This is a genomic window from Nitrobacter vulgaris (assembly GCF_002028545.1).
In the GTDB taxonomy this organism is placed as follows: Bacteria; Pseudomonadota; Alphaproteobacteria; order Rhizobiales; family Xanthobacteraceae; genus Nitrobacter; species Nitrobacter vulgaris.
In genome coordinates this window covers 33,672-54,758 of sequence record NZ_MWPQ01000019.1, presented here as the reverse complement: position 1 = coordinate 54,758, position 21,087 = coordinate 33,672, and the positions used below count along the sequence as shown (strand labels likewise).

19 protein-coding genes are annotated in these 21,087 nt (G+C 61.1%); 6 read left to right on the top strand and 13 right to left on the bottom strand.

The window, feature by feature from the left end:
- Positions 1 to 5: 5 nt before the first annotated feature.
- The 3 genes from B2M20_RS04490 to B2M20_RS04480 all read right to left on the bottom strand — a co-directional run bounded on the left by B2M20_RS04490 (position 6) and on the right by B2M20_RS04480 (position 2,621).
- The gene (locus B2M20_RS04490; RefSeq protein WP_079445883.1) at positions 6 to 488 is read right to left on the bottom strand and encodes a DUF992 domain-containing protein; all 483 of its coding nucleotides are present in this window, start codon (positions 486 to 488) and stop codon (positions 6 to 8) included.
- Positions 489 to 672: 184 nt separating this feature from the next.
- Entirely contained in the window at positions 673 to 1,221 is a 549-nt protein-coding gene (locus B2M20_RS04485) for a DUF992 domain-containing protein (protein WP_079445882.1), read from the bottom strand.
- 197 nt (positions 1,222 to 1,418) lie between these two features.
- Positions 1,419 to 2,621, bottom strand: coding sequence for a pyridoxal phosphate-dependent aminotransferase (locus B2M20_RS04480; protein ID WP_079445918.1), 1,203 nt, complete (start codon positions 2,619 to 2,621; stop codon positions 1,419 to 1,421).
- A gap of 190 nt (positions 2,622 to 2,811) precedes the next feature.
- On the opposite strand from B2M20_RS04480, the gene B2M20_RS04475 reads away from it, so the two are divergent.
- The 3 genes from B2M20_RS04475 (at position 2,812) to B2M20_RS04465 (ending at position 5,836) form a co-directional block, all read left to right on the top strand.
- Positions 2,812 to 4,038: a glycosyltransferase family 87 protein gene (locus B2M20_RS04475; protein WP_079445881.1), complete on the top strand. Its 1,227-nt coding sequence runs from the start codon at positions 2,812 to 2,814 to the stop codon at positions 4,036 to 4,038.
- Positions 4,025 to 5,014, top strand: coding sequence for a glycosyltransferase (locus B2M20_RS04470; RefSeq protein ID WP_244553422.1), 990 nt, complete (start codon positions 4,025 to 4,027; stop codon positions 5,012 to 5,014). Before B2M20_RS04475 ends, B2M20_RS04470 begins: the two co-directional genes overlap by 14 nt.
- 171 nt (positions 5,015 to 5,185) lie before the next feature.
- Entirely contained in the window at positions 5,186 to 5,836 is a 651-nt protein-coding gene (locus B2M20_RS04465) for a glutathione S-transferase family protein (protein ID WP_087881104.1), read from the top strand.
- Positions 5,837 to 5,856: 20 nt separating this feature from the next.
- On the opposite strand, the gene B2M20_RS19415 is transcribed toward B2M20_RS04465, so the two are convergent.
- A complete protein-coding gene (locus tag B2M20_RS19415) occupies positions 5,857 to 6,132 on the bottom strand; it encodes a hypothetical protein (RefSeq protein WP_158081498.1) in 276 nt (91 codons plus the stop codon).
- A 127-nt stretch (positions 6,133 to 6,259) separates the two neighbouring features.
- On the opposite strand from B2M20_RS19415, the gene B2M20_RS04455 reads away from it, so the two are divergent.
- On the top strand, positions 6,260 to 7,408 hold the full coding sequence (locus B2M20_RS04455) for a PQQ-dependent sugar dehydrogenase (protein WP_079445916.1): 1,149 nt from the start codon (positions 6,260 to 6,262) through the stop codon (positions 7,406 to 7,408).
- Between the two features lie 93 nt (positions 7,409 to 7,501).
- Here B2M20_RS04455 and B2M20_RS04450 read toward each other — a convergent pair whose 3' ends face one another.
- The 3 genes from B2M20_RS04450 to aceA all read right to left on the bottom strand — a co-directional run bounded on the left by B2M20_RS04450 (position 7,502) and on the right by aceA (position 9,821).
- Complete coding sequence (locus B2M20_RS04450; RefSeq protein WP_079445878.1) at positions 7,502 to 8,056, bottom strand: hypothetical protein; 555 nt, start codon at positions 8,054 to 8,056, stop codon at positions 7,502 to 7,504.
- A 226-nt stretch (positions 8,057 to 8,282) separates the two neighbouring features.
- Positions 8,283 to 8,489: a DUF4170 domain-containing protein gene (locus B2M20_RS04445; protein WP_011509641.1), complete on the bottom strand. Its 207-nt coding sequence runs from the start codon at positions 8,487 to 8,489 to the stop codon at positions 8,283 to 8,285.
- A 24-nt stretch (positions 8,490 to 8,513) separates the two neighbouring features.
- Positions 8,514 to 9,821, bottom strand: a complete 1,308-nt coding sequence (aceA, locus tag B2M20_RS04440) for an isocitrate lyase (RefSeq protein WP_079445915.1) — start codon at positions 9,819 to 9,821, stop codon at positions 8,514 to 8,516.
- A gap of 180 nt (positions 9,822 to 10,001) precedes the next feature.
- On the opposite strand from aceA, the gene B2M20_RS04435 reads away from it, so the two are divergent.
- Both B2M20_RS04435 and B2M20_RS04425 read left to right on the top strand, forming a co-directional pair.
- Positions 10,002 to 11,453 carry a helix-turn-helix domain-containing protein gene (locus B2M20_RS04435; protein WP_079445877.1) on the top strand — a complete coding sequence of 484 codons (1,452 nt, stop codon included), beginning with the start codon at positions 10,002 to 10,004 and terminating at the stop codon, positions 11,451 to 11,453.
- Positions 11,454 to 11,881: 428 nt separating this feature from the next.
- Complete coding sequence (locus B2M20_RS04425) at positions 11,882 to 12,385, top strand: DUF1993 domain-containing protein (RefSeq protein WP_079445875.1); 504 nt, start codon at positions 11,882 to 11,884, stop codon at positions 12,383 to 12,385.
- 15 nt (positions 12,386 to 12,400) lie between these two features.
- On the opposite strand, the gene glpD is transcribed toward B2M20_RS04425, so the two are convergent.
- The 6 genes from glpD to B2M20_RS04395 all read right to left on the bottom strand — a co-directional run bounded on the left by glpD (position 12,401) and on the right by B2M20_RS04395 (position 20,760).
- Positions 12,401 to 13,939 carry a glycerol-3-phosphate dehydrogenase gene (gene glpD, locus B2M20_RS04420; protein WP_079445874.1) on the bottom strand — a complete coding sequence of 513 codons (1,539 nt, stop codon included), beginning with the start codon at positions 13,937 to 13,939 and terminating at the stop codon, positions 12,401 to 12,403.
- A gap of 187 nt (positions 13,940 to 14,126) precedes the next feature.
- Positions 14,127 to 14,363: a hypothetical protein gene (locus B2M20_RS04415; RefSeq protein ID WP_079445873.1), complete on the bottom strand. Its 237-nt coding sequence runs from the start codon at positions 14,361 to 14,363 to the stop codon at positions 14,127 to 14,129.
- A gap of 273 nt (positions 14,364 to 14,636) precedes the next feature.
- Entirely contained in the window at positions 14,637 to 15,071 is a 435-nt protein-coding gene (locus B2M20_RS04410) for an acyl-CoA thioesterase (protein ID WP_087881106.1), read from the bottom strand.
- 43 nt (positions 15,072 to 15,114) lie between these two features.
- Positions 15,115 to 17,205: a 3-hydroxyacyl-CoA dehydrogenase NAD-binding domain-containing protein gene (locus B2M20_RS04405; protein ID WP_079445871.1), complete on the bottom strand. Its 2,091-nt coding sequence runs from the start codon at positions 17,203 to 17,205 to the stop codon at positions 15,115 to 15,117.
- Positions 17,206 to 17,212: 7 nt separating this feature from the next.
- Entirely contained in the window at positions 17,213 to 18,496 is a 1,284-nt protein-coding gene (locus tag B2M20_RS04400; protein ID WP_079445870.1) for an acetyl-CoA C-acetyltransferase, read from the bottom strand.
- The gene (locus tag B2M20_RS04395) at positions 18,496 to 20,760 is read right to left on the bottom strand and encodes an acyl-CoA dehydrogenase (RefSeq protein ID WP_079445869.1); all 2,265 of its coding nucleotides are present in this window, start codon (positions 20,758 to 20,760) and stop codon (positions 18,496 to 18,498) included. The genes B2M20_RS04400 and B2M20_RS04395 overlap by 1 nt, the downstream gene beginning before the upstream one ends.
- Between the last annotated feature and the right edge of the window lie 327 nt (positions 20,761 to 21,087).

Below are 21,087 nucleotides of genomic sequence, written 5' to 3'. Positions count from 1 at the left end.
GCCTGTTAGCGGCCCGGACGCAATTCCAGCGCAGCGAGACCCGCCGCCACGTTGAGGCCGACCTGACCCTGCACGCTGAGCGGTTGCAGCGCGATCGAATTGGCGGAGCCGCCGATCAGAACGTTGCCGCCGAGGCCAACGCCGACCGAAGCGCTGCCCTGTGCGCCCGCGTAGTTACCCGAGAGATCGCCAGGCCCGAGCCGCGCCACCGGAGCGTAAACGCCCCAGGCCAGCGCCGATTCCTGGGTAATACCGAGATCGACCCCAACCTTGCGGATCGTAGCCACATAACGGTCTTCCGGCAGGCCGTCGGCGTGAAACACGCAGCCAAGATGGGTAACGGAGCCGACGACAAACCCAACGCTCGCTCCGCCGCGGCATTCGAGAACGCCGACCTTGACAGGTTGCCGGGGCTGCTGCGCAACGGCGCCCGCATACAACGCGATCAGCGCCGCCGCCGCGCCCGCCAGAGCTGGAAAACCCCGCATGGCAAAACTCCGGATGAATTTGGTGGTGTGATGCAAAAACGGCCACTTTAATGAGTTGCGAAACGTGCTTTTTTATCGCACCTGCCTGCCGCTCACCAGACGCGCCCCGCCGTCATGAACGCCTCAACCATAAGCCATAAAAGTGAGGCCCGCTTTCGCGGGCCCCAATGGTCGTCCGATCCGATCAGTGATGATGGTGGTGATGATGATGATGATGGTGGTGCCGATGCCGCCTGTAGCGTGGCGCCGGACGCAGATCCACCGGGCGCAGATCAACATCGACGATGCCAGCCACGGCGCTAAGGCCGGTCTGGCCCTGCAGGCTCAGCGGCTGCAGCGAGATCGAATTGTTGGAACCGCCGGCCAGCAGGTTCGCGCCGATCCCAACTCCGACCGTCGCGTTAGCGCCGACCCCGCCGAAGTGACCGGCAAGTGCTCCGCGGCCCAGCCGACCACCCGGCGCGTGGACCATCCATGCCAAACCGGTCTGCTGAGTGATGCCAAGGTCAAGACCAAAGCGCTGAATGCGCGCGATATATGGTTCAGGCGGCGCTCCGCTGTTGCTGCGGAAGACGCATTGCAGCTCGGTTGTCGAACCAACGACATAGCTCACGTTCTGGCCGCCCGCACATTCGAGGACACCGGCCTGGACGGTATTATATTGAGCATGGGCGCTCGCAACTGACGCGACGAGCGTCACGGCGGCCACGGCGAGAAGTCTCGGGAAGTTCATGGAATAATCTCCGCTTGGAATCGGGAAAGGGGAAAGGCGTGGAATCGGTAAAGGTGTGGGACATGATGGAATCGCCGTGTCCAAAACAAGGCAATCGCCACATTGCGGCATCAACATGCCGGCACGTTGCTAAAACTTAATGAACATCAGGACAAAGCCACTCCAGAGTTGGGCATGTATTGCTGCCGCGAAGGCGATCAGCGCAGATTACCGCAGAACTGCTGAATGCGCTTGCAGGCCTCTTCGAGATCCGCCGTTTTAGTCGCATAAGAGATACGGAAGGCCGGTCCTAAGCCGAACGCGGACCCCTGCACCACCGCAACTCCCTCGGCCTCCAGCAACTCGGTGACAAAATCCTCATCCGTCTCGAGCTTCCTGCCCGACGGCGTGGTCTTGCCGATGGCGCCGGCGCAGGACGGATAGACGTAGAACGCGCCTTCCGGCCGTGGGCAATCAATGCCCTTGGCCTGATTCAGCATCGCCACCACGAGGTCGCGACGCTCCTTGAATATCTTGTTATTCGCTTCGATAAACCCTTGCGGGCCGCTCAGGGCTTCCACCGCCGCCCATTGCGAGACGGATGACGGGTTGGATGTCGATTGCGACTGGATCGTTGCCATCGCCTTGACGAGTTGCGCGGGACCGCCGGCATAGCCGATGCGCCAGCCGGTCATGCAGTAGGCTTTCGACACCCCGTTCACCGTCAGGGTGCGATCGAACAGTTTTGGCTCGACCTGCGCCGGCGTGGTGAATTCGAAGTCGTCGTAGATCAGATGCTCGTACATATCGTCGGTCATCACCCAGACGTGCGGGTGCTTCACCAGCACATCGGTCAGTGCCTTCAATTCGGCCCGCGTGTAGGCCGCGCCGGTCGGGTTCGACGGCGAATTGAGGATGATCCACTTGGTCTTCGGCGTGATCGCTCTTTCCAGCGCCTGGGGCTGCAACTTGAACCCGAACTCCGCCGTGCAGACCACGGGCACGGGCTCGCCTCCCGCCAACGCCACCATTTCGGGATAACTGACCCAGTACGGCGCAGGGATGACGACCTCATCACCCGGATTGATGGTCGCCATCAGCGCGTTGTAGAGCACCTGCTTGCCGCCGGTACCGACAATGATCTGGTTCGGCTTATAGGTCAGCTCGTTCTCGCGTTGAAACTTGGCGATAATCGCCTGCTTCAGCTCGGGGATACCATCGACCGCTGTATACTTGGTCTTGCCCGCCTCGATGGCATGAACCGCGGCAAGTTTGATATTGGCCGGTGTATCGAAATCCGGCTCACCCGCGCCGAGACCGATCACGTTCCGCCCCTCCGCTTTGAGCCGACGTGCTTTATCCGTGACCGCGATGGTCGCGGACGGCTTCACACGGTCGAGCGCGGCGGACAGGAACGACATCGTCATCTCCTAGCAAGCGTGGTCGGTCACCATTTCCACGCCATTTCAGTGATTGGGATCGCAAACACATTAGTGTGCGTTACGTTGCACCGCAAGAACAATGCTGACCGGCGCACATCTGATAGGTTTCAGAGAACCTTAAATACCAACGATTAGTGTCCGCCGGACCTCCGTACGCGGCGATTGGGACATGACCCGTTTTTGGCAAAAGATTCGAACCGGACAATGGCTGACTGCGGAGCGTCTGCAAGGCTACAGCATCATTTTGCTGGTTCTCTGCGCCATCGCGATCGTTGTGTGGGTCGCGGCGTCGGACGGGCTCATCGACCGACGCGGCCAGCCGATCGGAACGGACTTCTCCAACGTCTACGCCGCCGGCGCCCTGGCTTGGCAGGGGTTAGCGCCTGACGCCTACGATCCCGGGCTGCAGCATGCCGCCGAACAGGCCATCTTCGGCGGCCGGCCGGTGCCCTTCTACGGATGGCATTATCCGCCGTTTTTCTTTGCCATCGCGATGGCCGCCGCCGCCTTTCCTTACGCTTGGGGTCTGCTGTTATGGCTGGTGACCAGTCTGGCCGGCTACCTCGTGACGGTCTGCGCCATCGTCCGGCGTCCCGGGACCTGGCTGCCGGCGCTGGCTTTTCCGGCCGTCTTCATCAATATCGGCCACGGGCAGAACGCATTTTTCACCGCAACGCTTATCGGCGGCGCGCTGGTGCTACTCGATCGCCGGCCGTGGGTTTCAGGCATCCTGATCGGTCTGCTGATCTACAAGCCACAGTTTGGCGTGCTGATCCCCATTGCATTGCTTGCCGGCGGGCGCTGGACGACCTTTGCCGCGGCGGCTCTCACCGCATCGGCACTCGCGGTCGCCAGCTTCGCGATATCCGGGGTCGAAATCTGGCACGCCTTCGCGGTATCGACGACGTTTACGCGAACGGTGATCCTGGAACAGGGCGCCACCGGCTGGCACAAAATCCAATCGCTGTTTTCAGCGGTCAGGATGTGGGGTGGCGGAATCCATCTTGCCTATGCAGCTCAGGCAATGCTGGCCGCCGCGCTCGCAATCAGCATTGCGTGGCTATGGCGCTCGCGAGCTTCGTATGATCTGAAAGCCGCCGCACTCTGCACCGCATCGCTGCTCGTCACGCCATATGTACTAGACTACGATCTCGTCGTTCTCGGCATTGCGATCGCGTTTCTCGCCCGTCACGGTCTGGCGCACGGTTTTATATCCTACGAACTTTCGCTGCTGGCGCTGGCGTGGATCATGCCGCTTCTTACACGCACCATTGCCGGCGCGAGCGGTCTCCCCCTTGGCCTCATCGTAATGATGATGCTCTACGTCGTCATCCTGCGCCGGGCGGCGATGGAAGCCGGGGTTATCTTCAGGAGTGATGCCTTTGCCAAGGCTTGACCGGATCCGCGACGAGATCGACGGCATGTTCGCGCAGAGCAGCATGGTGCGAAACCGAACGATCGCCGTGCTTCTCCCTTGCTACAATGAGGAAGTCACGATCGGCGGTGTGGTCCGCGGATTCCTTCGCGCGCTGCCCGGCGCCAGGGTCTACGTCTACGACAACAATTCCACTGACGGCACCTACGACGCAGCGCTCGCGGCCGGTGCTATCGTTCGCCGTGAACTGCTGCAGGGCAAGGGCAATGTCGTCCGCCGCATGCTGGCGGATATCGACGCCGACATCTACGTTCTGGCGGATGGCGATGGCACCTATAAACCGGACGCCGCCGGCGCGCTGATCGAGGCGCTTGTCGTGCGCAACCTCGACATGATGATCGGAACCCGTAACGGCGACGACAAGGCTTTTCCGTCAGGCCATCGGTTTGGCAACCTCTTCTTCAATCGCGTCATGGCGCACATGTTTGGTGACGGCTTCACCGACATTCTCTCGGGTTATCGAGTTCTCTCCCGCCGCTTCGCCAAATCATTTCCGGTGTCGTCGGCAGGCTTTGAGATCGAGGTCGAGCTCTCGGTCCATGCCCTCGACCTGAAGATCGCGACCGGCGAAATGGCACTGCCTTACGGTACACGCCCCGATGGATCGACCAGCAAGCTGCGCACCTATCGCGATGGCCTGCGCATCCTGCTGATGCTTTTCAAGCTGTACAAGGAAACGCAGCCGCTACGATTCTTCGGTGCTGCAGGCACTATGCTTCTGCTCGTTTGTCTTGGGCTCGGCGCCCCGCTCATCGCGACCTATCTGGAAACCGGCCTTGTACCCCGAATACCAACTGCGGTACTCGCTGCGGCGATTGCCCAGCTTGGATTCCTCAGCCTGGCAATCGGACTCGTGCTTGATGCCGTCGCGCGAGGTCGCCGTGAAGCCAAACGGATGCGCTATCTCGATCTTGACGCAGTTGCGAACAAACCTTGATGCTGATCGGGTCGTTGATCGCGCAATAAAATCTTCCGCACGGACTTGCGGCAGTTCAATTTTACTTTTCCAAATGGCAAGACCTTGCGGCGAGTGGCCTGCGACCACTATTCTTCCACTGCGTTGCAGGCGAGCATGCCGGGCGCTCCGGCGATCAGGCGAAGCTCCGTAATGTACAAGCTCTATTCAATGCAGCGCTCGGGAAACAGCTACAAGGTTCGCCTCGCGCTGACTTTCCTTGACGTGCCTTATCATGCCATCGAAATCGATATCCTGCGTGGCGAAAGCCGCACGCCGGATTTTCTCGCCAAGAACCCGAGCGGACAGGTACCGTTACTGGAGGTGGCAGAAGGGCGTTACCTCGCCGAGTCCAATGCCATCTTGTGGTATGTCTCGATCGGAACCGCATTGGCTCCGAATTCGCCGATCGAGCGTGCCGAAGCACTGCAGTGGATGTTCTTCGAACAGCACGCGTTGGAGCCCAACATTGGCGCCGCGTATTTCTGGCTGTCGCTGGTCAAGGGAGGCCGCGAGTTGCAGACTCACGCGCTGGAAGACTGGATGGAGCGCGGCTATGCGGCCCTCCAGGTCATGGAAAACCATCTCAGAACCAATGACTTTTTCGCTGCCGGGCAGCTGACCATCGCCGACATTGCACTTTATGCCTATACCCATGTCGCCGACCAATGCGACTTCGACCTCACGACGTTCCCGTCGATCCGCGCCTGGTTGCGGCGGGTTGAACAGCAACCCGGCTTTGTAACCATGGACGGCAGCGCGACTTTCTCGGACGATGCCGCAGTCAGAATCGCAAGGGCTTGATCCGTGCGGTCGACACCGGGCTAAGAACCGGCTTCGATATCGCAAGGCGGGAACCTCTTCGCCTCATTCAATTTGCCCCAATCCTGGCCGTGCTTGGTGAAAGATTGTCCAGGCTGGTGATTCGCCAGTGCTTGTGGAGATCCGACAATGATGCGGTCGCGAGGTTCGAGCGGATGGTTTGGAGGGCGCTTCGCACCCGTCGCATCCTCGCGTCTGACCAATGCTGTTGCGGCTTCACTGGCAATCGCTGCTTTTGCAGTCGTCCTTTCCGTCGCCTTCGCGATGATGTCGATCAAGGTCGCGATGGCTATGCCAATCGGCATCTGAACCGCACTTCCTTGCAATGTACATTGGCTCCTCACAATTTTGTGACGGCTAACCATGTCTCTCCGTGTGACCATCGCTCGCCGCCAGGAGCGTTCGATGAAAAGACCAATCGTGCGGGTTACGGCCATTCTGGGCGCGGCCACCGTCCTCGCGGCTTTCTTCGCCACCAACGTGCGCAGCGGAAGCAAATCGTTCCGGTCGTCAGCCGGGCCGATCGAGGTCTCAACCATTGCCCACGGCCTTGTCCATCCTTGGGGACTCGCCTTGCTGCCGGACGGGCGGATACTGGTCACGGAACGGCCCGGGCGCTTTCGCATCGTCAGCCGCGACGGTGATCTGTCGCCGCCGCTCAAGAACGTGCCTGAAGTTTGGGCCTCCGGTCAGGGCGGGCTGCTGGACGTTGTGCTGGACAAGTCGTTCGCGGGCAACAAGACCCTCTATTTCTGTTTCGCAGAACGGGCGGAAGGCGGCGGGCGAACCGCCGTTGCACGCGCCACATTAGGTGAGGATCGGCTTCAAGACGTCGAGATCATCTTCCGGCAGGAGGGCCCGCTGTCGTCGGGCAATCACTATGGCTGCCGCATCGCGCAAGCTGACGACGGCAACCTTTTCGTGACGCTTGGCGAGCATTTCAACCATCGCGACGAGGCGCAAAATCTGGCGAACCACCTCGGCAAAGTGATCCGGATCGCGCCCGATGGCTCGGTGCCGGCGGACAATCCGTTCGTCGGCCGCGCAGACGCCAAGCCGGAAATCTGGAGCTACGGCCACCGTAACGAACAGGGGCTCGGCATCAACCCGGCGACCGGCGACCTTTGGGAGGTCGAGCACGGCCCGCGCGGCGGCGACGAGGTCAACATCATCGGCAAGGGCAAAAACTACGGCTGGCCGGTGATCGGCTACGGCATCGACTACGACGGCGCGAAAATCCATGCCAGCACCGCGAAGGAAGGCATGGAGCAGCCCGTGAAATATTGGGTGCCTTCGATCTCGCCATCCGGCATGGCCTTCTACACCGGCACGCTGTTTCCGTCGTGGAAAGGAAGCCTTTTCACCGGCGCGCTGTCTGGCAAGATGCTGGTGCGGCTCTCGCTCAGTGGCAATGAGGTGACTGGCGAGGAACGCCTGCTGGAAGACCTCAACGAGCGCATCCGCGACATACGCCAGGGGCCGGACGGCGCGTTGTGGCTTTTGACCGATAGCACTGCCGGACGCCTCTTGCGGGTGTCGCCGGCCGGGAAATGACTCTAGATTATTAATTTTGACGCGTTTCCTTCACGCGAACCAGATTCCACTTCGCTCGAAAACACTCTAGCACCGTGATCGCCGTGCCTCGCGTCACGGAGTCCTGAGCGCGGCGAGTAGCGCGAAGCCGAAAAGCACGATAACACCGGCTATAAATCCGAACGCGAATGTCCAAAGCCCGCGGGGCGGCTTTTTCACCTCCGCTTGCTCCCACAGCGGCATTACCGATAGCGCACGCTCGCGCTCGATCATGCGGCGAGCGACATAATCCGTCACAGCTTTGACGATCGCGGCCGAGTCATGAGATTCCGCGAGTACAATCCGGCCGTGCCGGGTATCCTGGACGAAACGGTACATGCGCTTATCGCGTCCCATCAGGACGTGGGCTACAATGTCGATCCACAGCCGCGGCGTGTCTCCCTTGCTGAGGCCCCGATCGAATAGATCGATCTGATCCGGCACTTGCGCGAACAGCGGATCGAGCGCCTCGTTCAAGATCTCAAGCCGCGCCACTTCCGCGTCGCGCAGATCAACGACGACGCCGGTGCGATCCGCGGCCTCGATCCGAGCCTGCCACAGTGCCTCGCGCAGCCGCAGCGGCTTCGCCGTTTCCGCCACACTCCTTCCAATGTTCGGTCCGTCCGACATCGGTCGCCTTTCCCGCAGATACTGCCGCCTTCTTAACCTGACGGTAACCATGTAACTTAGCAGGTACTCCGTTTCGGGCAAAGGCCGTTTAGTTCCAAAGGCTTAGGCGCGCAGCCGGCTTAAGCGACCACAATCCGTCTTCTGAACGAACAAACGGCCCTGCCCGATATGCCTGGGCAGAGCCGTTGCTTCCTTGGACGCTTCTTCTTCTACGATAGATGCAACATCAGCTCGCCATTCGATTCGGCTCTTCCACGATGGAGAACCGCACGCCGGCGCGGTGACGGTTTTCCTCAGACACGACCCTCCAGGCGTCCTCCGCTTCCTTCCGCGTTTTGAACGGTCCTTGCACCTGAGCCGAACCTTCCACCAGCTTGTGGAAGTTCATTGAACCAAATTCGCCGCCAATCACCCAGAAATTGCTGCCGGTCATGAGAACCTCCTTCTGTTCCGCCGCCTACTCAGCAGCCTGGACCTTGATCTGCGAACCTTGCGACTTGAACTGCGCGGTTTCGGTGGAGTCGTGAAGCGCAGTGGTCGACGACTGGCCTCCCGTGATCGTGGTCGAAACCAGATCGAAGTAACCGGTGCCGACCTCGCGCTGATGGCGCGTCGCCGAATAGCCGAACTTCTCCGAGGCGAACTCGGCCTGCTGGAGACGGGAATATGCCGCCATGCCCTCGGCCTTGTAGCCGCGCGCCAGTTCGAACATGCCGTGGTTGAGCGAGTGGAAGCCCGCCAACGTGACGAACTGAAACTTGTAGCCCATCGCTGCAATTTCCTTCTGGAACTTGGCAATGGTGTCCTTGTCGAGGTTGGCTTCCCAGTTGAACGACGGCGAACAGTTGTAAGCCAGCATCTTGTTCGGATAGACCTTCCTGACAGCTTCCGCGAACTTGCGCGCGCCCTCCAGATCCGGCTTTGAGGTTTCCCACCACAGCAGGTCAGCGTATTTCGCAAACGCCAGCCCGCGCTTGATGCAGTGATCGAGGCCGGTGCCAGGCTTCAGGCGATAGAAGCCTTCCGCCGTGCGTTCGCCGGTGATGAACTCGTGATCGCGCTCATCGATGTCTGAAGTGATGAGCTTCGCACTCTCCGCATCGGTGCGCGCCAACACGAAGGTCGGCACCCCGCAGACATCGGCGGCAAGCCGTGCCGCGATCAGATTGCGTTCATGCGCGGCGGTCGGGATCAGCACCTTGCCGCCCATGTGGCCGCACTTCTTCTCCGACGCGAGTTGGTCCTCGAAGTGAACGCCAGCCGCGCCCGCCTCGATATAGGCCTTCATGATCTCGAACGAGTTGAGCGGTCCGCCGAAGCCCGCTTCCGCATCGGCCACGATCGGCACGAACCAGTCGATCTTGGCGCCGCCTTCAGCATGCTCGATCTGGTCGGCGCGCTGGAAGGTTCGGTTGATGCGACGGCAGAGTTCAGGACCGGCGTTGGCCGGATAGAGGCTCTGGTCCGGATACATCGCGCCCGCAGTATTGGCGTCGGCGGCGACCTGCCAGCCCGAGAGATAAATCGCGGGCAAACCGGCGCGCGCCTGCTGCATCGCCTGGTTGCCGGTGACGGCGCCGAGCGAATTCACATAAGGCATGTCGTTGAGCTGCTTCCACAGCCGGTTCGCGCCCTTCTCGGCCAGCGTGTACTTGATCTCCACCGAGCCGCGCAGCTTTTCGACGTCCGCCGGGCTGTACGGACGGCTGATCCCCTCAAAACGACCGTTTGGGGCCGGAACGAGCTGCTCAAAGGTCTGGGCCATTTTTATCTCCAGCGCCACTTTTATGACATTGCACTGCAATCGCATTGCAAGGGTGGTTTATAGATAAACGCCAAACAGACTAATCCGTACAGATAGCTTGATCTCAATTGATGATGTCATGTAACATATATACATGTCATAGATGTTATTTTGTAATTATTGTCATAAACGAGCGTAAGGATGGCCACAGATCCCGGCAAAAAACTCTTCGTCGGTCCGCGATTCCGGCGCATCCGCCAACAGCTCGGGTTATCGCAGACCCAGTTCGCGGAGGGGCTCGGCATCTCGCCCAGCTATGTCAACCTGATCGAGCGCAACCAGCGACCGGTCACCGCGCAAATCCTTCTTCGCCTCGCGGAGACCTACGATCTCGACCTGCGCGACCTCGCCACCGCCGACGAAGACCGCTTCTTCGCCGAGTTGAACGAGGTCTTTTCCGATCCACTATTTCGCCAGATCGACATTCCGAAGCAGGAATTGCGAGATCTCGCGGAGCTGTGTCCCGGCGTGACCCACGCATTGCAGCGTCTCTATGCCGCCTATGCCGAGGCGCGGCGCGGCGAAACGCTGGCGGCGGCACAGTTCGCGGGGCGCGACGAAAGCATGGGCGGACGCTTCGACGCGAACCCGATCGAGCAGGTTCGCGACCTGATCGAGGCCAATCGCAACTACTTCCCCGAGCTTGAACAAGCAGCGGAAACCCTGCGCGACGAGATCAACGTTCCCGCACAGGACTTGTTCGCGGCTTTGAGCACGCGGTTGCGTGAAAAGCATTCGATTCAGACCCGTATCATGCCGGTCGATGTCATGCGTGAGACGCTACGTCGCTTCGACCGCCACCGCCGCCAGCTCCTGATCTCAGAACTGGTGGACGGCCCCGGCTGCGCTTTCCAGCTTGCGTTTCAGATCGCGCTTTCCGAATGCACGCCCGCGTTTGATACGATCATCGCCCGCGCCGGCGCGCTCGACGACACCGCGCGCCGTCTCTACCGCATCACGCTTGCGAACTACTTCGCGGGCTGCGCGCTGATGCCCTATCAGCCCTTCCTTACCGCGGCGGAATCGCTCGGTTACGACATCCATGTGCTGGCGCAGCGCTTCAATACCGGCTTCGAGCAGGTGTGTCACCGCCTGACGACGCTGCAGCGGCCAAACGCGCGCGGCGTGCCGTTCTTCATGCTGCGCGTCGACAACGCCGGTAATGTCTCCAAGCGATTTTCATCCGGCACGTTCCCGTTCTCGAAGTTTGGCGGCACCTGTCCGCTGTGGAATGTCCACTCCACGTTTGACACCCCGGATCGCCTCTTGAAGCAGGTGATCGAGTTGCCGGACGGCAGCCGCTACTTCTCGGTTGCGCAGATGGTGCGCCGGCCGGTCGCGCCGCATCCGCTGGCGCAACCACGCTTCGCTATCGGCCTGGGTTGCGAAATCCGCCACGCCGCAAGGCTTGTCTATGCGTCCGGGATGGACCTGGACAAGTCCGAGGGCACGCCGATCGGTATCAACTGTCGCCTCTGCGAGCGCGAGAACTGCGCCCAGCGCGCCGAGCCGCCGCTCACGCGGACCTTGATTTTGGATGAAAACACGCGACGCGTGACGAGCTTTGCATTTTCAAATGCGCGAGAGGTGTGAGAATCCGGCGCATGACCGGGACTTCTCCGTCATTCCGGATGGCGCGCAGCAGCAATCCGGCGTCAATAGAGCATGAGACGGAGAGGATGGATTGCGGTTCGTTCGACACCCCCGCGACGGCATTTTTGCTCACGACAGCCTCCCTCAAACCGGAAGTTAGTTATTGGTTCGCTGCTTAAATACGGCTCCGAAATTTCTTAGAATTGAACCTAATCCGAACCGAGCGCGCGGCTTCGATCAAATTATGCTCGGACGAGCAGCCGGCGGGGAAAGCCATGCAGATCAGGCGATCGCGAAGACCGTTGCGGCTGATGATTCGGCGAGGACCGAGAGGTTGCGGCTTGTGACGTGAGCCCCCATCTGCAAACGGCAGCGCATTCTGCTGTCTCACCATCGCGTTCGCACACCAGAACAGACAAAGGCATTCCATGTCATTCTATGATTCCGCTCCGCCGGCCTTTCTGCAAACGCTCGGCGCCCTCTCCGACATTCTCAGGAAAGCCGAAGGCTACGCCACCGCCCGGAAGATCGCTCCCGAAACGCTGCTCGCCGCGCGGCTCTATCCGGACATGCTGCCGCTGACGCGCCAGATCCAGATCGCCTGCGATTTCGCCGTGAAGACTTGCGCGCGGCTGACCGGTTCAGAGGTGCCGAGCACCCCGGATACGGAAAAGACCTTCGACGAGTTGCAGCAGCGGATCGCCCAGGCAACGGATTTCGTCAAGAACGCAGCGCCCGGAAAATTCGAAGGCGCGGAAAGCCGCGATATCACCTTTCCGGCAGGTCCCGACAAAACAATGACTTTGAAGGGTCAGCAATATCTCAGCCATTTCGCCTTGCCGAATTTCTATTTCCACGCGACGACCGCATACGACATCCTGCGTCACAACGGCGTCGAACTCGGCAAGCGAGATTTCTTGGGCGTAAAATAAGGCTCGAGGCGAGACTTATGGCCGTGCTTCCGCTTCCCTTGGGCGGCCGGCCTCCGTCCGCTCCGCGAACCAGGATTCAAGCTCCGCTATGTCGGCCGCCGACATGCGCAAGCCGAGCTTGGAGCGTCGCCAGATGACATCCTCCACGGTGCATGCCCATTCGTCGGAAATCAGATAGCAGACCTCGCGTTCAGTGAGCGTGGCTCCGAATTCCCGGCCAAGATCCGTCGTCGTCTTCGCTGTACCCAGCATCTTGGCCGCGCGGGTGCCATAGGCGAGCGCGAGACGTTTCGCGTGTCCTTCCGTCAGAAAAGGATAGCTGCGCAGCAGATTAGCCGTCAACGCCGCCACCGCCGACACCTCCATGTCTCCGCCGGGCAGCGCCGCCTTCGCAGTCCAGCCCTCGCGCGCTTTTGTCCCTTTCAGATATGGCGATAGCTTTTCCAGCGCCTCTTCGGCCAGCCGGCGATAGGTCGTGATTTTTCCACCGTAAACCGAAAGCAGCGGCGCCCCGCCGGGCGTATCGAGTTCAAAGGCGTATTCGCGGGTGGCGGCCTTGGCTTCGCTGGCGCCATCATCGTAAAGCGGCCGCACCCCGGCATAGGACCAGACCACATCCTGCGGCTTCACCGGCTTCGCCAGATACTCGCTGACCGACGCGCAGAGATAAGCAATTTCCTCGCTTGAGGCCTTTACCTTGGCGGGGTCCCCCTCATAGTCGCGATCCGTGGTGCCGATCAGGGTGAAGTCATCCCGATAGGGAATGGCGAACACGATTCGGCCGTCACCGTTCTGGAAAATGTAAGCCCGGTCGTGATCGTAGAGTTTCCTGACCACGATATGCGATCCTTGCACCAGCCGCACTCTCGCACGGGTGTTGACGCCCGCGCCCAATGTCAGCACCTGTTCGACCCAGGGGCCGCCCGCGTTGACCAGTATCCGCGCGGCGATCGTGCTGCGTTCGCGGCTTAGCGTATCCTCGACCGTGATGCGCCAGAGGCCGTCGGACTGATGGGTCTCAACCGCGCGCGTTCGGGTCCGGATATCCGCTCCGCGGTCGGCCGCATCGCGCGCGGTAAGAATGACGAGGCGGGCATCGTCGACAACGCAGTCAGAGTATTCGAAACCCTTGCGGTAGCGGCCGGGGTTCAGCGGCTTGCCGACACTGTCGCGCGCCAGATCGACCGATCGCGTCGGCGGCAACAGCTTCCGGCCGCCGATATGGTCGTAAAGGAAAAGGCCGAGCCGCAGCAGCCATGCCGGCCTCAGGCCGGCGTGATGAGGCAGCACGAAGCGCACCGGATGAATGATGTGAGGCGCGATCCGCCAGAGAATTTCGCGTTCGATCAATGCCTCGCGAACCAGATGAAACTCGTAATACTCCAGATATCGCAGCCCCCCGTGCACCAGCTTGGTCGACCACGACGACGTGCCGCTGGCGAGGTCGTTCATTTCACACAGGAAGACCGAGTTGCCCCGCCCAGCCGCGTCGCGCGCGATCCCGCACCCGTTGATGCCGCCGCCGATGATAGCGAGGTCGAAAACCTGACCCACGGACGCGCCCTCTCCATCACCTTAACGCGAGATGAGATCGTCGAACCGGCGCGCGGCCGACGATCACCTCGATGCGAGGAGGGCGATAGTCGTTACAACAACAGCACCCAAGACCCGCAGGACATGCCATGGTGCTGATGTTGGACGAAGCCGTCAACGCAGTTTCCTGCGTCGGCCAGTATCTCTATCAAAAGGGAAGTTTCGGCAAAGCGCGCCGCAGCGATTTCACGAACTCGGGACACGTGGATTTCTTGGACGACGCACGGTTTTTCGCCGCGCGCTCCGCTTCACGGGCGCTGCGAAACAGCTTGCCGTCGAGGCAACTGAACCGCCGGGAGGCCGAAAAGAACCGGAACCCGGTGCGATCACGCACCACGATCCCGGCGGATTCAGAACCGACTTCGATAATATAGGTCTTCGACATGTCCCACTCGCATTCTTCCGGCCCTAAAGGCCGCGCCAATAACGGGCAATGGCGGGAAACGTTCCCTGTCGTACCAACAGGATATGGACATGGGTTCTGACGTTCGCAACTAGAATCGGTCGAGGTTGGGCACCGAGAGCATTTTGCTTCTGACGCGTTTTCTTCAGGCAAACCGCATCCACTTCGCTCGAAAACGCCATATCGGATCGACGAATTGGCGGCTGGCGGCGTAAACCGTTCCGGTTCAGCAAACAGGCTGGCTGGGAGTGCCGGCTATGCCGTAGCCGGCCGCCCGGCCTGGGGGATTTCCCGCGGGAGGCCCTGATCGTCGATCGCGACGTAGGTAAATTTGCCGTCGGTGACAAGGATGAACTGCTTCTCCTTGCGGCGCATCACCCAGGCTTCCAGATGCACCGTGATCGAAGTCTTGCCAATGCGGACGAGTGTTGCATGCACGGAGACGAGATCGCCGACAAAAACCGGTTTGCGGAAATTCATGGCGTCGATTGCAACCGTCACGGTGCGGGACTTCGCGAGCTTGGAGGCGAAGACGCCGCCCCCGATGTCCATCTGGCTCAGCAGCCAGCCGCCGAAAATGTCACCATTCTGATTGGTGTCGGCCGGCATCGCCAGCGTGCGCGTGCAGAGTTCGCCGAGCGGCGTGGCTTCACTGATCGCCGGGGCGTGAACGGCTGTGAGGTCGGTCATGATGTCTGTCATTCGTTGGTCTGAAGCAACATCACGCATCGCCTCACTTGAACGTATCCCAGCCCGGGTCCGGCGCGAAACGAGCGCCGTATTTTGCCGCGAGCTCGCGCAAATTGGCGGCGACATTCTCCGGGCCACGAGTGCGCGCATACTTCAGCGGACCGCCGCGGAACGGAGCGTAGCCGGTGCCGAAGATCATGGCCCCGTCGACAAGGTCGGGATCGTCGACGATGCCTTCGCGCAGGCATGCGACGCAGACGTTCGAGATCGGCAGCATCAGGCGGTCGATCAATTCCGGCTGAACCCGCGAATTCCCGGCATCGCCCTTCTCAGCCTTACCTCCGCGCCAGGTATAAAAACCCTGGCCGGTCTTGCGGCCGAGTTCGCCTTTCGCAACTTTCTCACGCAGCCAGTCCGGCGGCTGCGGAAGAGCTTCGCCGAACTTCGCGCGCAACTCGTCGCCAACGGCGAGGCAGATGTCCAGCCCGACCTGGTCGGCGAGTTCGATCGGTCCCACCGGCATGCCGAATTTTTCCGCCGCGGCATCGATCACCGTCTTGTCGATCTTTTCGTCGAGCATGACCATGGCTTCGAGCATATACGGCGTCAGTGCGCGGTTGACCAGGAACCCTGACGAGCTCTGCACGGGCAGCGGCAGCCGGTCTATTGCCCCGACGAATGCCATGGCCTGTTTCAGCACCTGCGGGTCGGCGGTTTCGTGGCTGACCACTTCCACCAGTTGCAACCGCGACACCGGATTGAAGAAATGCAGGCCCACCAGGCGCTCAGGACGCTGCAATGTGGTGCGCAGCTCCTGCAGCGGAATGCTCGAGGTGTTGGTAGCGAGGATCGCGCCCGGCTTCATTCTCGGCTCGATTGCGGCATAGACTTTCTGCTTCAGTTCGAGCTTTTCGGAAACCGCCTCGATGATGAGATCGGCGTGGCGCACGCCTTCGCCAACCAGGTCGGGTATCAAACGGTCGAGCGTATCGCGGATACCGGTCCGCTTGCGGACGATCTTGCTGTAAAGATCGGCTGCGCGCCTGATCGCGGCGGCGATCGGCTCCGGCTTCATGTCCGCGAGCGTGACCCGGATATTCTGATGCGCGCACCACGCGGCGATGTCGCCGCCCATGGCGCCGGCGCCGATGACGTGCAGATGCTTCACAACGTTGTCGCCGGCCGCGAGCTTCTTCATCTCCTCGCGGAGGAAGAACACCCGGATCAGGTTCTGCGCCGTCGACGTTACCATCAACTCGGCGAAGGACCGCTTTTCAGCCGCCAGCATCGCCGTCTTGCTACCGCCATGCCTCTCCCAGAGATCGATCAGTGCATAGGGAGCGGGATAATGCTCCTGCGGCGCCGCCTTCGCGGCCTCCTGGCGCATCCGCTTGGCTAGAAAGCCGCGAACGGGGCCGAGATTCAGCAGTTGATTGAGCACGCTTGGCCGGCCACGCTTCAGCCGGCCGGCCACCACATCCTTCACGGCGTTGCGGACGTGCCGCTCCTGGGTCACGGCATCGACAAGACCAAGCGATTTCGCTTTCCGCGCGTCGATGGTCTTGCCGGTGAGCATCAACGTCATCGCCTGCATCGGATTGACAAGCCTGGTAAAGCGAACGGTGCCGCCGAGGCCGGGATGCAGGCCGAGCATCACTTCGGGGAAACCGAACCGCGCATTGTCGATGGCGATTCGTGTCCGGCATGCCAATGCTACCTCGAGTCCTCCGCCGAGGCAGAAGCCGTGGATCACGGCGACGGTCGGAATCTTCAGCGCCTCCAGCCGGCCGATAATGCCGTCGGCGCGCCTGAGCGTCGTTTCGACCTCGCCTGGATCGGCGGCGCCACGGAATTCGTTGACGTCGGCGCCTGCGATGAAGCCGGACGTCTTGGCCGAACGGAGCACGACGCCGGCGGGCGGATGGTTTTCCAGCGCGGTGACGATTGCGCCAAACTCCTCCATCACGTCCGACGACAGCGTGTTGGCGCTGGAATCGGCGCGGTCAAACAGAACCCAAGCCACACCATCGCTATCGCGGGTCAGCTTGAAGTTGCGATAGGGACCGCTTGCATCGGGCGTTGGCCCAAGCTCCAGCACGCGATCCTTGAGAGCGTCCAATACCTTTGATTTCATGACGCCCTCACACCATCTCAACCAGCATCGCACCGCCCAGCCCGCCGCCGATGCATTCGGTGGCAATCCCGCGCCTTGTGCCGAGCCGCTTCATAGCGTTGACAAGATGCAACACGATGCGGTTGCCCGAAGTGCCAACGGGATGACCGAGGCTGACCGCGCCGCCATCGACATTGAGCCTGGCGCGATCGATCGTGCCGGCGGCGTCCTCAAGTCCGAGCACCTCGCGGCAGAACTTCTCATCCTCCCACGCCGCGAGGCAGCCGAGCACCTGCGTCGCGAATGCTTCATTGAGCTCCCAGGTTTCGATGTCGTGAAGCGATAGCTTGTTGCGCTTCAAAAGTTCGGTCGCCGACAGCACCGGACCCAGTCCCATGACTGAAGGATCCAGCCCCGACCACTGGCTGTCGATGATCATCGCCTTCGGCTTGAGACCGTGTTTGATGACGGCGTCTTCTGATGCGAGAATCGTCCAGCAAGCGCCGTCAGTGATCTGCGAGGAATTGCCGGCGGTGACCTGGCCCCATGGCCGCTCGAACACCGGCTTCAACTTCGCCAGCGACTCCATCGAGGAGTCGGGGCGCACGCCGTCGTCGTGATCATAGAATTTGCCGTCGCGCGCGAAAGTGGTTTCCAACTCGCCTTTCAGCCAGCCTTCGGCCTGCGCCTTGGCCAGGCGTTTGTGGCTCTCGACCGCGTAGGCATCGGACTGTTCGCGCGTGATGCCGAAAAGATGGCCGACCACCTCCGCGGTCTGGCCCATGTTGAGTTCGGTGATCGGATCGGTCAGCCCCCGCTCAAGCCCGATGATCGGCTTGAAATAGGGCGGTCGCGCTTTGGCGATCGCCTTGATTTTCTCAACGATGCCCTTGGCGGCGGCAACACCTGCGAACCAGCGCACGCCCTGCTGCGGCCATACCAGCGGTGCATGGCTCAGCGCCTCCGCTCCGCCAGTCAGAATCAAATTAGCGTCGCCATCGCGGATGTAGCGGTAGCCGGTGTCGATCGACTGCATGCCCGAGCCACAGTTGATCTGCACCGTGAACGCGACCATCGCCTCGCCCATGCCGAGCCGCAATGCCGCGACGCGGGCCGGGTTCATTTCATCGGCAATGACGTTGACACAGCCGAGGATGACCTGATCGAACGCGTCAGGCGCGAACGGCTGGCGCGCCAGCAACGGCCGGCCGCATTGCACGGCCAGATCGACCGGCGTGAACGGCCCCGGACCGCTGCGCGCTTTCAGGAACGGAGTTCGGCTGCCGTCGATGATATAGACTGGGCGCACCATCAGCCTGCCACCCTCGTCTCGGCCCGCTCCTGCACGACTTGCACGCTGACGGGCTTCTCGTGAGGCGACAATGCCTCCGGCGCAAAGTCGTCGACCTCAATAACCCGGGCCACTGCCTCTTGCGCTGCCTTGTACTGCTCGGCTTCGACCTGGGTGATGGTGCCTTGCCTGACGGCGGCATCCGCATCGCGCAGGCGCGCAGCGTGCATCCGCTTAAACACGTCCTCGGCGGCGGTAACCAGCAGGAATGCCTTCTCCAGCCGGGCTGGCCCACCGTCATCATCGACATGCGACAGTCCCTGCGTCAGGCGATCGCGCGCGACGGAAGGCTCCAACACCAGTTGCGCGCAGGCGTGGATGACCTTGTCGCTGGGTCCGCGCGCTTGCGCGCCGAGCGGCTGGATCATGAATTTGAGCATGATCGCGACAAAGCGGTTTGGCAGATTCGCCAGGATATCCGCAAACCGCTGCTCCATGGTGCGGAAGCCGGTCGCCATGCACCATTCGACCGCTGCGAGATCGGCCTCCTGACGGCCCTCCTCGTGCCAACGCTTGAGTACGGCCGACAAGAGATACAGCTCGGAAAGAATGTCGCCAAACCGTGCGGATAGCATCTCCTTCCGCTTCAACTTGCCGCCGAGCGTCAGGAGCGCCATATCGGCGCATAATGCGAAGGCCGCCGAATACCTCGAGAGTTGACGATAGAATCCGGTCACCGCGCCAGCGTCATCCGGCGCGGGCGCAAAAACTCCGCCGCTCCAGCTTCGGCCCCAGGCACGGAACAAAGTCTTGAAGCTGTGGACGATGTGAACCCAGAACGTCTTGTCAAAAGCATCAAGGCCTCGGGCCTTGTTCGTGTCGCCGAGCGCATTCATCTCCTGCAGCAAATAGGGATGCGCACGAATCGCACCCTGCCCGAAGATGATAAGATTGCGCGTCAGGATGTTGGCGCCCTCCACGGTGATCGAAACCGGCACCCCCCGATAGAGGTTACCGAGATAATTTTGAGGTCCATCGATGACCGCCTTGCCGCCATGGATATCCATTGCGTCATCGATCACGGTGCGCAGCCGCTCGGTGGCGTGCAGTTTCATGATGCCGGAGATGACCGCGGGATGGTGGCCCTCGTTCAGCGCAGCGCAAGTCAGCCGCCGCGCCGCATCGATCAGATAGGCCGTGGCGGCAATCCGCGCCAACGGCTCCTCGATACCCTCGAACTTTCCGATCGGAATGCCGAATTGTTCGCGGATGCGCGCATAAGCGCCGGTCGTCCGCGCCGAAAAAGCCGCGCCCGCAGCCGACAACGAGGGCAACGAGATGCCGCGCCCGGCAGCCAGCGCGGTCATCAGCATCTTCCAGCCCTGACCCAGACGCTCCTTTCCGCCGATGACGTAGTCGAGAGGAACGAAGACGTCCTTGCCCCAGGTTGGGCCGTTCTGAAACACCTGCATCGCAGGAAGATGGCGACGGCCGATCGAAACTCCAGGCAGGCTGGTTGGAATCAGCGCCACGGTGATGCCCAGGTCCTCCTGCGAGCCAACCAGATGATCCGGATCGTAGGCTTTGAAGGCGAGGCCGAGAAGTGTCGCCACCGGACCAAGCGTGATGTACCGCTTGTGCCAGTTCAACCTGATCCCAATGACCTCGTGGCCCTCGAACATGCCCTTGCAGATGATGCCGCTGTCGGTCATCGCCGCCGCGTCGGAGCCGGCTTCCGGGCTGGTGAGGCCGAAGCACGGAACGTCGCGACCGTCAGCCAGACATGGCAGCCATTTGCTCTGTTGATCCCTGGTACCGAAACGCATCAGCAATTCGCCGGGGCCAAGTGAATTCGGCACCATCACCGTGACCGCAGCGACTAGCGAGCGCGATGAAATCTTCCGCACGACCTCCGAATGCGCATAGGGCGAAAAGCCGAGTCCGCCATGCTCGGTCGGAATGATCATGCCGAGAAATTTTTTCTGCTTGATGAAATTCCAGACCTCCGGCGGCAGATCTCGCAATTCCCAATTGATCTTCCATTCGTCGAGCATGGCGCACAGTTCGTCCACGGGCCCGTTGAGGAATGCCTGCTCTTCTGCTGTCAAAGTTGCCGGCGGGGTATCCAGGAGCTTCGCCCACTCTGGATCGCCGGTGAACAGGTCGGCATCCCACCAGACGTCCCCGGCTTCCAGCGCCTCGCGCTCGGTATCGGACACCGAAGGCAGCACACGGCGCGCCCAGGAGAAGATCAGCTTGGAGATCACGTCACGGCGAAAGCTCATCGCAATGTCCTCTTGTTCGGGTACTCGACGCCGTCGGTCCGATTCGGGATTACTACAGGCAATGATCTTACCGCTATAAGGAAAATATCTTTAAAATAGGGAAAGGCCGGCTTCATTTCATATTTTTCATAATCGAAAACCAAACGGAAAAACGCGGTTAGAGCCTGAACCGAACGCAAGGTTTGGTTGCGAGACATCATCCACTCGCGTTTATTGGTAAAATTTTAATCCTGTAGCTCGAAGATACCGCCGATTTGAACGGTTCATGTGTCGTACCGCGGGGCCTTCTCGCCACTCAGCCGCGCATCAAAGCACAACGTCCTAGCC